The 14,109-nt window shown below is 60.1% G+C and carries 16 protein-coding genes; 8 read left to right on the top strand and 8 right to left on the bottom strand.

Annotation, left to right across the window (positions count from 1 at the left end; genetic code table 11):
- Positions 1 to 45: 45 nt before the first annotated feature.
- The gene (locus KGA88_RS00560) at positions 46 to 1,884 is read right to left on the bottom strand and encodes a long-chain-acyl-CoA synthetase (protein ID WP_223588192.1); all 1,839 of its coding nucleotides are present in this window, start codon (positions 1,882 to 1,884) and stop codon (positions 46 to 48) included.
- 369 nt (positions 1,885 to 2,253) lie between these two features.
- Here KGA88_RS00560 and KGA88_RS00555 point away from each other — a divergent pair, with 369 nt between their 5' ends.
- Positions 2,254 to 2,532 carry a DUF3509 domain-containing protein gene (locus tag KGA88_RS00555; RefSeq protein ID WP_110659519.1) on the top strand — a complete coding sequence of 93 codons (279 nt, stop codon included), beginning with the start codon at positions 2,254 to 2,256 and terminating at the stop codon, positions 2,530 to 2,532.
- A gap of 108 nt (positions 2,533 to 2,640) precedes the next feature.
- Here KGA88_RS00555 and mtnC read toward each other — a convergent pair whose 3' ends face one another.
- Genes mtnC through aroC form a run of 5 tightly spaced genes read right to left on the bottom strand, consistent with a single transcriptional unit; the run spans position 2,641 to position 6,784 of the window.
- A complete protein-coding gene (gene mtnC, locus KGA88_RS00550) occupies positions 2,641 to 3,324 on the bottom strand; it encodes an acireductone synthase (RefSeq protein WP_223588190.1) in 684 nt (227 codons plus the stop codon).
- A gap of 4 nt (positions 3,325 to 3,328) precedes the next feature.
- Positions 3,329 to 3,874 carry a 1,2-dihydroxy-3-keto-5-methylthiopentene dioxygenase gene (locus KGA88_RS00545; protein ID WP_110659510.1) on the bottom strand — a complete coding sequence of 182 codons (546 nt, stop codon included), beginning with the start codon at positions 3,872 to 3,874 and terminating at the stop codon, positions 3,329 to 3,331.
- A gap of 20 nt (positions 3,875 to 3,894) precedes the next feature.
- Positions 3,895 to 4,515, bottom strand: coding sequence for a methylthioribulose 1-phosphate dehydratase (locus tag KGA88_RS00540; protein WP_110659509.1), 621 nt, complete (start codon positions 4,513 to 4,515; stop codon positions 3,895 to 3,897).
- Positions 4,512 to 5,663 (bottom strand): MFS transporter, encoded by a 1,152-nt coding sequence (locus KGA88_RS00535; protein WP_223588188.1) that lies wholly within the window; start codon positions 5,661 to 5,663, stop codon positions 4,512 to 4,514. Before KGA88_RS00535 ends, KGA88_RS00540 begins: the two co-directional genes overlap by 4 nt.
- A gap of 29 nt (positions 5,664 to 5,692) precedes the next feature.
- On the bottom strand, positions 5,693 to 6,784 hold the full coding sequence (gene aroC, locus KGA88_RS00530) for a chorismate synthase (protein ID WP_085716874.1): 1,092 nt from the start codon (positions 6,782 to 6,784) through the stop codon (positions 5,693 to 5,695).
- 84 nt (positions 6,785 to 6,868) lie between these two features.
- Between aroC and KGA88_RS00525 the strand changes: the two genes are divergently transcribed.
- Both KGA88_RS00525 and KGA88_RS00520 read left to right on the top strand, forming a co-directional pair.
- A complete protein-coding gene (locus tag KGA88_RS00525; protein ID WP_223588186.1) occupies positions 6,869 to 7,867 on the top strand; it encodes an alpha/beta hydrolase in 999 nt (332 codons plus the stop codon).
- Between the two features lie 99 nt (positions 7,868 to 7,966).
- Entirely contained in the window at positions 7,967 to 8,758 is a 792-nt protein-coding gene (locus KGA88_RS00520; protein WP_110659505.1) for a hypothetical protein, read from the top strand.
- Positions 8,759 to 8,879: 121 nt separating this feature from the next.
- Here KGA88_RS00520 and prmB read toward each other — a convergent pair whose 3' ends face one another.
- Positions 8,880 to 9,788: a 50S ribosomal protein L3 N(5)-glutamine methyltransferase gene (gene prmB, locus KGA88_RS00515; protein WP_110659504.1), complete on the bottom strand. Its 909-nt coding sequence runs from the start codon at positions 9,786 to 9,788 to the stop codon at positions 8,880 to 8,882.
- Between the two features lie 239 nt (positions 9,789 to 10,027).
- On the opposite strand from prmB, the gene KGA88_RS00510 reads away from it, so the two are divergent.
- From KGA88_RS00510 to KGA88_RS00490, 5 genes are all read left to right on the top strand, one after another.
- Entirely contained in the window at positions 10,028 to 10,618 is a 591-nt protein-coding gene (locus KGA88_RS00510) for a cysteine hydrolase family protein (RefSeq protein ID WP_223588184.1), read from the top strand.
- A gap of 130 nt (positions 10,619 to 10,748) precedes the next feature.
- Positions 10,749 to 11,069 carry a hypothetical protein gene (locus KGA88_RS00505; protein WP_103394865.1) on the top strand — a complete coding sequence of 107 codons (321 nt, stop codon included), beginning with the start codon at positions 10,749 to 10,751 and terminating at the stop codon, positions 11,067 to 11,069.
- Between the two features lie 88 nt (positions 11,070 to 11,157).
- Positions 11,158 to 11,715, top strand: a complete 558-nt coding sequence (locus KGA88_RS00500; protein ID WP_110659502.1) for a Smr/MutS family protein — start codon at positions 11,158 to 11,160, stop codon at positions 11,713 to 11,715.
- 77 nt (positions 11,716 to 11,792) lie between these two features.
- Entirely contained in the window at positions 11,793 to 12,338 is a 546-nt protein-coding gene (folE, locus tag KGA88_RS00495) for a GTP cyclohydrolase I FolE (protein WP_003204506.1), read from the top strand.
- Positions 12,339 to 12,440: 102 nt separating this feature from the next.
- Positions 12,441 to 12,812 (top strand): glutathione S-transferase N-terminal domain-containing protein, encoded by a 372-nt coding sequence (locus tag KGA88_RS00490; RefSeq protein WP_110659518.1) that lies wholly within the window; start codon positions 12,441 to 12,443, stop codon positions 12,810 to 12,812.
- A 113-nt stretch (positions 12,813 to 12,925) separates the two neighbouring features.
- On the opposite strand, the gene KGA88_RS00485 is transcribed toward KGA88_RS00490, so the two are convergent.
- Positions 12,926 to 14,092, bottom strand: a complete 1,167-nt coding sequence (locus KGA88_RS00485; protein ID WP_223588182.1) for a PLP-dependent aminotransferase family protein — start codon at positions 14,090 to 14,092, stop codon at positions 12,926 to 12,928.
- Between the last annotated feature and the right edge of the window lie 17 nt (positions 14,093 to 14,109).

The following is a 14,109-nucleotide window of genomic DNA, read 5'->3' as shown; positions in this document are numbered from 1 at the left end:
CCCGCACTGTCACTTGTTTTTTCTCATGGGCCACCATAGCCAGATTCAATAGCGGTACTTGCCACCGTGAATATCAGTCAACAATTGTTCCGTGACCTGCACGTAAGTCTGGGTCCCCGGCAGCCAGGCATAGATCGGGTCATCTCCCGTTCTACCCGGGTCGAAAGCTTCGTCCTTGAGTCGGGTCTTCTGATATTTGAACGTCCCGGTGGTTTCCATTTTCACTTTCACCCGCAGGAACAACGGCACCGCATAGGCCGGCATTTGCTCACGGGCGAAGGCCAGCAGTTCGCTGAAATCCAGGGTGGCCAAGGACTCGGCGGGGGTGATCGCCGCCATGCCGGCGCGGCCATTGGTATTGCGGATTTCAACGCCATAGGCCACGGCTTCGGAAATATGCGGGTGTTGCAGGAGGATGTTTTCGACCTCGGTGGTCGAGACGTTTTCGCCTTTCCAGCGGTAGGTGTCACCCAGGCGGTCGACAAATTGCGCATGCCCAAAGCCGATGTTGCGCAACAGGTCGCCGGTGTTGAAGTAACGGTCACCTTTCTGGAAGACATCGTGGAGCACGACCTTGGCGGTTTTCTGCGGATCGGTGTAGCCGTCCAGCGGTGCCTTGTCGTCGATTTTTGCCAGCAACAACCCCTGCTCGCCCTTGGCGACCTTGCGCATCAGGCCATTGGCCTCGCGGATCGGTGCACCGCTGTCGTGGTCGTACGCCACCAGCTCCCAGGACATCAGGGAAAAACCGATGGTGTTGTTGAAATTCAGAATGTTGGTGAACCCGATATTGCCGTCGCTGGCGGCGTACAGCTCACAGATGTGATTCACCGCAAAGCGGGTCTTGAACTCGTTCCAGGCACCGGGACGCAGGCCATTGCCGATCATCTTCTTCACGTCGTGCTGGCTGTCATCGGCGCTCGGCGATTGATCGACCAGGTAGCGGCACAGTTCGCCGACATAACCGATGGTGGTCGCCCGGTACTTGCGCACGTCGTTCCAAAATTGACTGGCGCTGAATTTGCGGCGGATGGCGAACCCGCTGGCACCACTGACGGCCGAACCCCAGCACACGCACAGGCCCGTGGCGTGGTACAGCGGCAAGGTGCAATAGACGACATCGTCCGGGCGCATGTCCAGGGCGATCATGCCGAAACTCGCAGAGCTGCGCATCCAGCGGCCATGCTTGAACACACCCGCCTTGGGCAGCCCGGTGGTGCCTGAGGTGTAAATATAGAAGCAGGGATCATCGAAGAAAATCTGCTGGCTGCTGGCCGGGTTGTCAGTGTCGTCGTCAAGACTGACAGTCATCAGGTTGATAAAACCTTCAGGCGCGATACCCGGTTGGCGCGAAGTGTCCTGATCGGCGACGAACCAGGTGCGCGCAGTCTTGATCGCCACTCGGTCACACACCTCCAGGTACGCCGGGACCAACTCCTCACCGACAATGATCGCCACCGGCGCCACCAGATTCACGCTGTGCACCAGGGTGTCGCGGGTCTGCGAGGTATTGAGCAACGCACTGATCGCACCGACCTTGGCCACTGCCAGAATCGTCACCAGCAGTTCGGGGCGATTCTCGATGAAGACCGCTACCACATCACGCTTGCCGATGCCTTGGTCGATCAGGTGATGGGCGATGCGGTTGGCCCATTGGTTGACCTCGGAGTAACTGAGCGTTACGTCGCCTTGCAACAGCGCCGGGCCATCCGGATTGCGCAATGTGGCTTGCTCGAAACTCCAGCCCAAACCACACGGTTGGGTCGGGTCCTTGACGTTGGCGACCTTCATGCCCTTCACCACCCGGGGGATGGCTTTGGCGATGGAAGGCAGCTTGCGGAGCATCATGCCCCAGGTAATCGTGTCGTGCGACGTGCGGCTCATGATGCTCCCGTTCGATCTTTTTTTATTGTCGGGCGGCGGTGACTGAACCCGAAAATACGTCAACGGTTCTTGAGCTGTACACGCGGTTTTTGAAATGTTTTGTATCCGCGATCTTGATCCGCGATCTTGATCCGCGGCAGCGTTGCGCGAAGGTGATCCCGTGCACGCCCATTGGTTCCATCGAGTCGCCGACCTACCTGCAAAATGCAGGATGCACGATGGCCATTCATGCAGATTGCACGAAAGCAAAAATCACCAATAATCGTAACTTATTGATTTTAATAAATATTATTTAACCAACAATACTGGCACAAAGGCTGCAACCGTCTCTCCATGCTTGCCATTCAAGTCATCACGGAGCCGAACGACATGAGCCTCATTCAGGAAAAATTTTCGTCCTTGTTCTCCAACTTCGCAGTCACTACCCGGGACCGTCCTGATGGCGGGATTCTGCTGACCTTGCACAGCGCCGACGGCAGAGAATTCAAACGCTCGATCTCTTACCAGCAATTGCACAATGGCGACCAACTGACGTGGGTCATCAGTGCGATTCGCCGCGACCTTGCCGAACAAGCCAGTGAATTGCCGCAGATTTCCCTGCTGCAAAGCCAGCAACGGTTCGCGCTGCCGACCTATCACTCGCTGTAAAAAAATGTGGGAGCGGGCTTGCTCGCGAAGAGGGAGTGTCAGTCAACATCAACGTTGAATGACACACCGCTTTCGCGAGCAAGCTCGCTCCCACCGTTTGTATGGTGTTTAGAATGTAGAGGGTTCTATCCGCGCAAAGCTGTCCACGGTGACATGCCCCGCCAATTCGCCGCCGTCACGGGCCAGGCCGCACGTTGCCATCCCCGCCGCACGCGCGGCATCCAGCTCTTCGACAATGTCAGACAGAAACAGAATCTGCCCCGCCTTGATGTTGATCGCTTGCGTGATGTTGGCGTAGGACTGCGCTTCCCGTTTGGGCCCCGACGTCGTGTCGAAGTAACCGCTGAACAGCGGCGTCAAATCCCCCGCTTCCGAGCAACCGAAGATCAACTGCTGCGCCTGGATCGAGCCCGAGGAATAAACGAACAGTTGATAGCCGCTCTGGTGCCAGCGCTTGAGCGCTTCAACGGCGTCCGGGTACACATGCCCCTTCAACTGCCCGGCCTGATAGCCCTGCTCCCAAACCATTCCCTGCAACGCTTTCAACGGCGTGGCCTTGCGGTCTTCGGCAATCCAGCCCAGCAGGATCTCGACAACGCGCTCGACGTCGGCGCCCGGCTCGTTGCTGTCCCGGCGCACGGCGTCCAGTTGTGCGGCCACGTCTGCGCGCCCGGCCTGTTCACGAACGAAGTCCGGCAGATGCCTGGCCGCGTAAGGAAACAGCACGTCGAAGACAAAACTCACCGCGCTGGTGGTGCCTTCGATGTCGGTGAGAATCGCTTTGATCGGCATCGACTCAGTCCTCAAGACACGGGAATTGGCTGGCGATGTCTTCGCCGGTGAAATTGGCCACCCAGCCTTCCGGGTTATTGAACAGGCGGATCGCGACAAAATGCGGGTGCTCGCCCATGTCGAACCAGTGTTTGGTACCGGCCGGCACCGAGATCAGATCGTTCTTCTCGCAGAGCACCGCGTAGACGTAATCGTCGATGTGCAGGGTGAACAAACCACGCCCGGCGACGAAAAATCGTACTTCATCTTCGCCGTGGCGGTGTTCGTTGAGGAACTTGGCGCGCAGCTCGGCTTTTTGCGGGTGATCGCTGTTGAGGCTGATCACGTCGACGGTGATGTAACCGCGCTCGGTCATCAACTGGTCGATTTGCGCCTGGTAGGCGCCAATCACTTCTTCCTGAGTGGCACCCGGCTGGATTTTCGCCGCCGCTTGCCAGCGGTCGAAACGCACGCCCTGCTCGGCCAGGGTCGAGGCGATGTCTTCGAAATGGGTCAGCACCTTGTTGGGAATCTCAGGGCTGGAGACGTGATAAACGGACAGGCTGCTCATCAGGGCAACTCCTTAACGGTTCATGCTTTAAAGAGCGAGCGCATCTTCAACTCGCACTCGAACAAAAATTCAAAGGCCTCGATCTGCCGCAGGGCATCACTCATGCGCGCGCCCCAGGTGTACAGGCCATGGCCGCGGATCAGGTAGCCGACGCAATCGGGATGGGCGTCAAGCCAAGGCTGCACCTTGGCGGCCAGGCGCGCAATGTCCTGGTCGTTGTCGAAAATCGGCACGCGCACCCGGGATTCGTGGGTCGTCACACCGCTGAAGGCCTTTTGCAGTTCGTAGTCTTCGAACTCGATGAAGTCTTGCGGCGTCAGGCGCGACAGCACGGTGGCATTCACCGAATGGGTGTGCAGCACCGCGCCGATCTCGGGGCGCCAGCTGTAGAGCTGAGTGTGCAACAGGGTTTCGGCGGACGGTTTCTTGCCCGGCTCCAGGCTGTTGCCTGACAGGTCGGTGGCCAGCACGTCGTCCAGGCCCAGTTGCCCCTTGTGCTTGCCGGACACGGTCAGCAAGGCTTCGGTCGGCGACAGGCGGGTCGAGTAATTGCTGCTGGTGGCCGGCGACCAACCGCGGCCGTACAGAAAACGCCCGGCGTCGATGATTTCCTGGGCGAGTTGTTCACGGGTAAGGCTCATGGCCTGTCCTCTTGCATACATGTGGCAATGATAACGGTAGCCGCGACGGCTGCGAGGCTGGCAATACTAAAGGTCAAGGCGGCGCCGAGGGCATTCCAGCTGTAGCCGGAATACAACGCGCCCAACGCACCGCCGGTGCCGGCCAATGCGGCATACAGCGCCTGACCCTGGCCTTGCTGGCGCGCACCGAAACTACGTTGCACGAATGAAATGGCAGCGGCGTGAAAGCTGCCGAATGTCGCCGCGTGCAGCACCTGGGCAACCAACAAGACCCAAAGGAATTCGGCGAACGACCCGAGCAGCAACCAACGTAGCGCCGCCAACAGAAAACTCGCCATCAGCACCCGGCGCAGGGAAAACCGCGCGAGGATCTTGCTCATGGCCAAAAACATCAAGACTTCAGCGACCACGCCAACCGCCCAGAGCATGCCGATCACGCCACGGCTGTAACCCAGACGCTCAAGATGCAGGGTCAAGAACGTGTAGTAAGGCCCATGGCTCATCTGCATCAGCGCCACGCACGCGTAAAACGCCAATACGCCGGGGTTGCGCAACTGCTTGAAAAATCCCTCCCCCGCCACCCGGTTGCCCGGCGCCGGTTGGGCGTTGGGCACCCACAGGCTGCTGAGCACGATACCGGCCAGGATCAGCACCAGCGCCACCGGGTAGATATCCAGGCTCAGCCATTCGAACAGCCGACCCAGCGCGACCACGGTGATGATGAAACCGATCGAGCCCCACAGGCGGATTTGGCTGTAGCGCGAGGTCTGGCCCTGCAAGTGCGCCAGGGTGATGACTTCGAACTGCGGCAACACTGCGTGCCAGAAGAACGCATGCAAGGCCATGACCATCGCCAGCCAGGCGTAGGTCTTGCTGACGAAGATCAGCGAAAAGGTCAGCAGCGTGCACACCGCGCCGAAGCGCACGATGGCCAGGCGGCGGCCGGTGTAATCGCCCAGCCAGCCCCAGATATTCGGCGCCACGCAGCGCATCAGCATCGGGATCGCCACCAGTTCGCCGATGCGCGCGGCACTAAAGCCCAGGTGATCGAAGTACAGCGCCAGAAAAGGCGCTGTCGAACCGAGCAAGGCGAAATAGAACAGATAGAAACTGGAGAGCCGCCAGTACGGGAGCGCCGCAACCGCCATCAGACGGCTGCGACCAGGAAGTCAGCCATTTACAGCTGACCCAGCACCGGCGTGCTCACACGCACATCGGCGTTCTGCCCACGGTGACGCAGCAGGTGATCCATCAGCACGATGGCCATCATTGCCTCGGCAATCGGCGTGGCGCGGATGCCGACGCACGGATCGTGACGGCCCTTGGTGATCACTTCCACCGGGTTGCCATGAATATCGATGGAACGGCCCGGCGTGGTGATGCTCGACGTCGGCTTCAGCGCCAGGTGCGCAACGATGGGTTGACCGGAGGAGATACCGCCGAGAATGCCGCCGGCGTTGTTGCTGAGGAAACCTTGCGGGGTCATTTCATCGCGATGCTCGGTACCGCGCTGGGCAACGCTGGCGAAACCGGCGCCGATTTCCACGCCCTTGACCGCGTTGATGCTCATCAGCGCATGGGCCAACTCGGCGTCGAGTCGGTCGAAAATCGGCTCGCCCAGGCCCGGCATCACGCCTTCGGCGACCACGGTGATTTTCGCGCCGACCGAATCCTGGTCGCGGCGCAACTGATCCATATAGGCTTCCAGTTCCGGCACTTTGTCCGGGTCCGGGCTGAAGAAGGCGTTCTGCTCCACCGACTCCCAAGTCTTGAACGGGATTTCAATCGGCCCCAGCTGGCTCATGTAGCCGCGAATCACGATGCCCTGGCTGGCCAGGTATTTTTTCGCAATCGCACCGGCCGCGACGCGCATCGCGGTTTCGCGGGCTGAGCTGCGACCGCCGCCACGGTAGTCGCGCTCGCCGTACTTGTGGTGGTAGGTGTAGTCGGCGTGGGCCGGGCGGAACAGATCCTTGATCGCCGAGTAGTCCTTGGACTTCTGGTCGGTGTTGCGGATCAGCAGGCCGATGGCGCAACCGGTGGTGCGGCCTTCGAACACGCCGGAGAGGATTTCGACTTCGTCGGCTTCCTGGCGCTGGGTGGTGTGGCGGCTGGTGCCGGGCTTGCGGCGGTCCAGGTCACGCTGCAGATCCTCCAGGGATATCTCCAGCCCCGGCGGGCAGCCATCGACAATGGCGACCAACGCCGGACCATGGCTTTCGCCCGCGGTGGTGACAGTGAACAGCTTGCCGTAGGTATTGCCGGACATGCAGGGCGCTCCGTGAAATCGAACCTGAATACGTAATGCGCGCCAGTATACGCAGGCTACCCAAGTAGTTCATCCTCGAACCTTATGGGTGCCTGTGAGTCCAACCGGCATCTTCTTGATAATGGCGCGATGATGCTGCGAGTTCTAGCCTTGAGCCTTACCCTGATTTCCGGCTTCGCCCAGGCGACTGTCCTGCAACGGCCGATGACGCTGGACACCGGCACTGGCGAGCTTTTCGGCTCGCTGTTACTGCCAAAATCCGACAATCCGGTGCCGGTTGTCCTGTTCATTTCCGGCTCCGGCCCTACGGATCGCGACGGCAACAATACCGATGGCGGGCGCAATGACAGCCTCAAGCGCCTCGCCTGGGTGCTGGCCAAACACAACATCGCCAGCGTGCGTTACGACAAACGTGGCGTGGCCGCGAGCCTGGCCGCGACCCCGGACGAGCGCAACCTGACGGTAGACGCCTATGTGTCCGATGCGCAAGCCTGGGGCCGCAAGCTCAAGACCGATCCGCGTTTCGGCAAGCTGATTGTGCTGGGTCACAGCGAAGGCGCCTTGATCGCCAGTCTCGCGGCGCCGGGCATCGATGCCGACGCGGTGATTTCTGTCTCCGGCAGCGCCAGGCCGGTCGATCAGGTCATCCGCCAGCAACTGGGCAATCGCCTGCCGCCACCGCTGATGCTGCGCAGCAATGAATTGCTCGACAGCCTCAAGGCCGGGAAACCCGACGATAATGTGCCGCCACCCTTGCAGGCGATTTTCCGCCCGAGCGTGCAGCCTTACCTGATTTCCCTGTTCCGCCAGGACCCGGCCGCGGCGTTCGCCAAGCTGAAGATGCCGGCGCTGATCATCCAGGGCAGCAACGACATCCAGGTCGGCGTCAATGACGCAAGATTGCTCAAGGCGGCCAAACCGGACGCCGAACTGGCGCTGATCGAGGGCATGAACCACGTCATGCGCATCGTGCCCAACGACGTCAAGCGCCAGTTGGCTTCCTATAAAGACCCGCAATTGCCCCTGGCGGCGGAACTGGGCACGCGGATCCTCGGGTTTATTGACGGACTTCGCACCAGTTAAGCGCTGTTTGCCCTCCAGTCTTGAAGAAAACGGCCGATAAGCCTTTGTCGCCAACACATTGGTTGGCGACAAGTTGAGCTTGGACAGGATCTCGCCGTTATGACTGACACCCAGACTTCACCCGACACCACCGCTGAAACAGACGCACCGCCAGCGGTCGAGCTGCCCTGGGCGGACGTCCACGTCGAGCACCACAAGATGCTCCGTCTGGCGCCGCTGAAGACTGACCGCAATACCGGCGGCCGCCCGTTGCGCTTTGTCGAATTGGGCTATGCCGAACGCAACGACAAGGCGCGCAGCCTGATGCGCATGAGCATCACCCTGCCCGGCCAGCGCGTACGCAAGGAACAGAATTTTCTGGATGTATGGGTCGATCACGCCGAAAAACGCGTGCATTTCGAACCGGAAAGCGGTCTGCAGATTGAACCGCTGAACCGTGGTATCGGCCGCTACCTGGCTGCCCAGGGCATCAACTGGGCGAAGAAACGCTGGCCGACCTACACCGTCGACGGCTTTGACCTGAACAACAAGGATGCACTGAACGAAGACACCCGCCTGCGCCGCGATCATTTTTTGCGCGTGCACGGTTTCGACGTGGTGTACGCCGATGCCCAGCATTTGAAAGGCAGCGTCAAGCCGGTCAAGGTCGGCGACCTCTTGGGTGACTGGAACAGCGAAAAACTGCAGGTCGTGGAAATTCTCGAGGCCGCACAAATGCTCCAGCAAGCCGAGCAGAACCTGGCCGAGCAGGAAGTCAAACTCAAGAACCACGAAGAAAAAGTCAGCAAATACAAACGCGAAGATGCCGGGTTGCGCTTCACCATTACGTGTCTGGTGGCGTTTGCGGTGTTTCAGGCAGGGTTGCTGATCTGGATTGCCACGCACCGGTGATGTGTAGGTAGTGACTCATCTGTGGCGAGGGAGCTTGCTCCCGCTGGGGTGCGAAGCAGCCCCTTTCGGCGACCGCTTCGCGCTCGAGCGGGAGCAAGCTCCCTCGCCACAATGATTGGGGTCAGACGCGGGAAGCGAACAGCGCCTGGTGCTCCTGGCACTGCTGTGCGCTGAGCATGAACACGCCATGCCCGCCACGCTCGAACTCCAGCCAGGCGAAGTCGACTTCCGGGTACAACGCCTGGACGTGCACCTGGCTGTTGCCTACCTCGACAATCAGCAAGCCCTTCTCGGTCAGATGATCCGCCGCTTCGGCAAGCATGCGCCGCACCAGGTTCAAACCGTCATCACCGCAGGCCAGGCCCAGTTCCGGTTCGTGCTGGTACTCGTCCGGCATGTCGGCGAAATCTTCCGCATCGACGTAGGGCGGGTTCGACACGATCAGGTCGAAACGCTGGCCAGGCAAACCATCGAAACCATCACCCTGCACCGTGTAGACGCGCTCATCGACACCGTGACGCTCAATGTTCTGGTTGGCCACTTCCAACGCTTCGAACGACAGATCGGCCAATACCACTTCGGCGTTCTGGAACTCGTAGGCGCAGGCGATACCGATGCAACCGGAGCCGGTGCACAGGTCGAGAATCCGCGCCGGCTCGTTAGCCAGCCACGGGGTAAAACGATTTTCGATCAGCTCGCCAATCGGCGAACGCGGGATCAGCACACGTTCATCGACGATGAACGACATACCGCAGAACCAGGCTTCACCCAGCAGGTAAGCGGTCGGCACGCGCTCTTCGATGCGGCGCTTGAGCAGCAGCTGCACGTGGACCAGCTCGTCTTCTTCCAGATTGCAGTCGAGGTAGCTGTCGGCAATTTCCCACGGCAGGTGCAGCGCACCCAACACCAGTTGACGGGCTTCGTCCCAGGCATTGTCCGTCCCATGGCCGAAAAACAGATCCTCCCCATGGAAGCGGCTGACGGCCCAACGGATATGGTCACGCAGGGTACGAAGGCGGGAAGTGATCACGACGGCAAACTCCAGAAAAATCGACGGACGATTCTACCAGTCAAACAGCGTCACGACGACGCGGGAAAACTTCCGAATCGAATGTAGGAGTTATCCATTTTTTCGCAACGCTATTGAACAAAACGCGACTATTGACAAGGCTACAGGCCAGCAACGGCGGCACCTACGATCGTAGCGATTCACAGAACCGCTCAGCCAGAGGACAATGTCGCAAAAGCCCCACTCCAAGGAGCCCCAGAATGTCCGTTCCAAAAACGATGTTTCAACTCAGCGGCCGCGGTTATCCGGCAGCCAAACTGAGCCACGCGACCCTTATCATCATCGATGCCCAGAAAGAATACCTGAGCGGGCCACTGGCCCTCAGCGGCATGGATGAGGCCGTCGCGAACATCAAGCAATTGCTCGCCGCTGCCCGTGCCGCCGGCCGGCCGATCGTGCATGTCCGCCATCTCGGCACCCTCGGCGGCATGTTCAACCCGCAAGGCGTCGGCGGTGAGTTCATTCCGGGCCTGGAACCGCAGAGCGACGAAACCATCATCGGTAAATTGCTGCCAAGCGCGTTCCACGGCACCGAACTGGCCAAACGCCTGGAGGACCTCGGCGCCCTCGACCTGATCGTCTGCGGCTTCATGAGTCACTCCAGCGTCAGCACCACCGTGCGCGCAGCGAAGAACCTTGGCTTTCGCTGCACACTCATTGAAGACGCCTGCGCCACTCGCGATTTGCCTTACAAGGGTGGCGTCCTGAGCGCCGAGCATGTTCATCAGACCGAAATGGCGATCATGGGCGACAACTTCGCCACCCTCGCCTTGACCCACGAACTGGTCTGATCGGCGCCCATGAGCGGTCAAAAACGCCGCTCATCCGCAAAAGCCTCTCATTAGCCGTAATTGTCTTAGCCTCAGGAACATCCCGGTCAACTCCCGGTCGAAGGGCCGATACCCATTGAGGAAGGTCGGAATGAAGTTATCCGATGGTTTTGACGCTCGCCGCTTGCGGCCCAAAGGCCAACGCAACTGGCGTTTTAGAATCGGCGCAGCGTTCGCTGCGTTGCTGGCAATGAGTGGAGTGCTGCTCGCCATGGCCGGTGCCGCTGCCCTGTTCGGCCATGCACCTGCCCTGGGCGAGTTGAACACCAACCGGGCCGGGGCGGCAGTGATCCTGGCGATTGGCCTGTTCGTGCTGTACCTGGGCGTGTGGCTGTGGCGTCGTTGCCGGCGCCGCTCGCGGCAATCGCGGGAGCTGGCCATGTCCCCGCACTTGATGAAAAAACACGACTGAGAGCAAGGTCGAGACCGAGCGCCGTGCGTTTTGTCGCGCCCGATTCGCTTCGAGTTGGGTAAACTGGCCGCCCTTCGCGGAGGCTGACATGCAAGACGACGATTTTTCCCTGTTCAAAAGCGCGATCCAAGGCGTCAAGCCGATCAAGCACGATCGCGCCGAAACCGGCAAACCCAAGGCAGACCGCGCGCAGATTGCCAAGCTGCGCCAGGCTGCCACTGTGCGCACCGAATCCACCACGGTCGACGGGCTGTCCGATCAGTTCGTCATCGACGTCGGCCCTGAAGACGAGCTGATGTGGGCGCGTGACGGCGTGCAGGAAAGCCAGATGCGCAAGCTCAAGATCGGACAGATTCCGTTCGAAGGCAGCCTCGACCTGCACGGCATGAGCGTGGAAAAAGCCCGGGAAACCCTCTGGGCTTTCCTGGCCGAAGCGACCAAATTCGAAATCCGCTGCGTGCGCGTCACCCATGGCAAGGCTGTTCGCCTGGACGGCAAGCGGCCGATGATCAAAAGCCACGTCAACACCTGGCTGCGCCAGCATCCACAGGTGCTCGGCTTCACCTCGTGCCAGGCGAAACATGGCGGTGCCGGCGCGGTTTATGTGATGCTCAAACGCACCATGATGGAAGGTCGCGACGAGTAAAGCTGACGCGCCACGCTTGCAGCGTCGTGTCCGCCACCGTACCCTTGCCCTTTGCGTAAAATCCCACAGGTAGTTTCATGTCCCTGGAACAGAATTACACCGCGATCCTTGGCCAACTGGGCGAGGACGTCTCCCGCGAGGGCCTGCTCGACACGCCCAAGCGTGCCGCCAAAGCCATGCAGTACCTCTGCCGCGGCTATGAACAGACACTGGAAGAGGTCACCAACGGTGCCCTGTTCAGCTCCGACAACAGCGAAATGGTGCTGGTCAAGGACATCGAGTTGTACTCGCTGTGCGAACACCACCTGCTGCCGTTCATCGGCAAGGCGCATGTTGCCTACATCCCGAGCGGCAAGGTCCTGGGCCTGTCGAAGGTGGCGCGGATCGTCGACATGTACGCCCGCCGCCTGCAGATCCAGGAAAACCTCAGCCGCCAGATCGCCGATGCGGTCCAGCAGGTCACTGGCGCCCTGGGCGTTGCAGTGGTGATCGAGGCCAAGCACATGTGCATGATGATGCGCGGTGTGGAAAAGCAGAATTCTTCGATGATCACCTCGGTGATGCTCGGTGAGTTCCGCGAGAACGCCGCCACTCGCAGCGAATTCCTCAGCCTCATCAAGTAATTCGCGGCACGAAGAAAACCGGCGTTCATCGCCGGTTTTTTTTCGTCCGTAAAAAATCAGGTAAGCTGCGCGCCTTTCTTCTTGCACCGTGAGGCTTTCAACGTGTTCGTAAAAGCGCTTCGTGTCGGCCTTGGCCAACTGATCATCTTCATCGACTTCATCACCCGCCCAGGCAAAAAGAAGCGCCCCGCCGCTGCTCAGGCCCAGGTCGAATCCGCCGCCAAGGGCCTGACCCTGTATCAATTCCACGCCTGCCCGTTCTGCGTGAAGACTCGCCGTACCCTGCGCCGCCTGAATGTGCCGGTGGCCTTGCGCGATGCGAAAAACAACGAACAGGATCGCCAGACCCTGCTGGAGCAAGGCGGCAAGATCAAGGTGCCGTGCCTGCGTATTGAAGAGAATGGCCAGACCACCTGGATGTATGAGTCCAAGGTGATCATTGATTATCTGGATAAGCGTTTCGCTGCAGCCTGAGGTTTTGTGGTGTCCTTGCGGACGCCATCGCCAGCAAGCCGGCTCCTACAAAGTGGCGGCGTACACAAGATTCGTGACCGCCGCCCCCCCTGTAGGAGCCGGCTTGCTGGCGATCAGGCCGCCACCGCAGTCTGCGCCTTACGCACCACCCCCGCCAATCGCTTCAAACCTTCATCCAATCGCGCCGGATCGATGTGGCTGAAATTCAGCCGCAGATAGCCCGGATGATTATCCGGCTCAGGGAAAAACGGCTCGCCCGGCATGAACGCCACGTCGTTGGCCAAAGCAGCATCGAGCAAGGTGCGGGTGTCCTGCGGTTGCTTGAGTTTCAGCCAGAAAAACAGCCCGCCCTGCGGCATGTTCCAGTCAGCCAGATCTGAAAAGTGTGTTTCCAGTGCAACTTGAAACGCATTACGCCGCTCCCGATAGAACCCGCGCAACTCACTCAAGTGCTGCTGATATTTCTCACTGCCAATCCATTGCAATGCCTGCCACTGACCAACCCGATTGGTGTGCAGATCCGCCGACTGCTTGAGTTTCAACAGATGAGGAAACAGGTCCGGGCTGGCGATCAGATAGCCAACGCGCAAACCCGGCAACAGGGTTTTCGACACGGTCCCGGTGTAGATCCAGCTGGCTTTTTTCAAGCGTCCGGCAATCGGCGTGGCGCTGTCGCCATCGAAGCTCAGTTCGCGATAAGGCTCGTCCTCGATCAGGGTGACGCCGAACTCGTCGAGCAGCGCTGCCACCGCGTCGCGCTTGGCTTCGCTGTAACGCACCGCCGAAGGATTCTGGAAAGTCGGGATCAGGTAGATGAACGCCGGGCGGTGTTGTTCCAGGCGAGCGCGCAACTGCACCAGGTTCGGACCGTCAGCCTCCAGCGGCACGGTCAGGCAATCGGCCCCAAACAGCTGGAATATTTGCAGTGCCGCCAGATAAGTCGGCGCCTCAAGCAGGATCTCGGTGCCTTTGTCGATGTACAGCTTGGCAGCCAGGTCCAGGGTTTGTTGGGATCCGCTGACCACCAGCACCTGACTGGCCTCACAGGCCACTCCCAACGCCCGCGCTTCGGCGGCCAGCGCTTCACGCAGCGCCGGCTCGCCTTCGCTCATGCCGTATTGGCCGATGGACACCGGCATGTCGGCCCAATCGACCTTGGGCAGCATGGCTTCAGCCGGCAGACCTCCGGCGAACGACATCACTTGCGGACGCTGCGCCGCAGCGAGGATTTCACGGATCAAAGAACTTTTAAGGCGCGAGACACGTTCGGAAAAAGCCATGGGGATCACCGGTAGCG

The organism is Pseudomonas sp. A-R-19 (genome assembly GCF_019956575.1).
Classification (GTDB): Bacteria; Pseudomonadota; Gammaproteobacteria; order Pseudomonadales; family Pseudomonadaceae; genus Aquipseudomonas.
The sequence above is the reverse complement of the archived record's forward strand: the minus strand, read 5'-3'. Positions and strand labels throughout refer to the sequence as shown.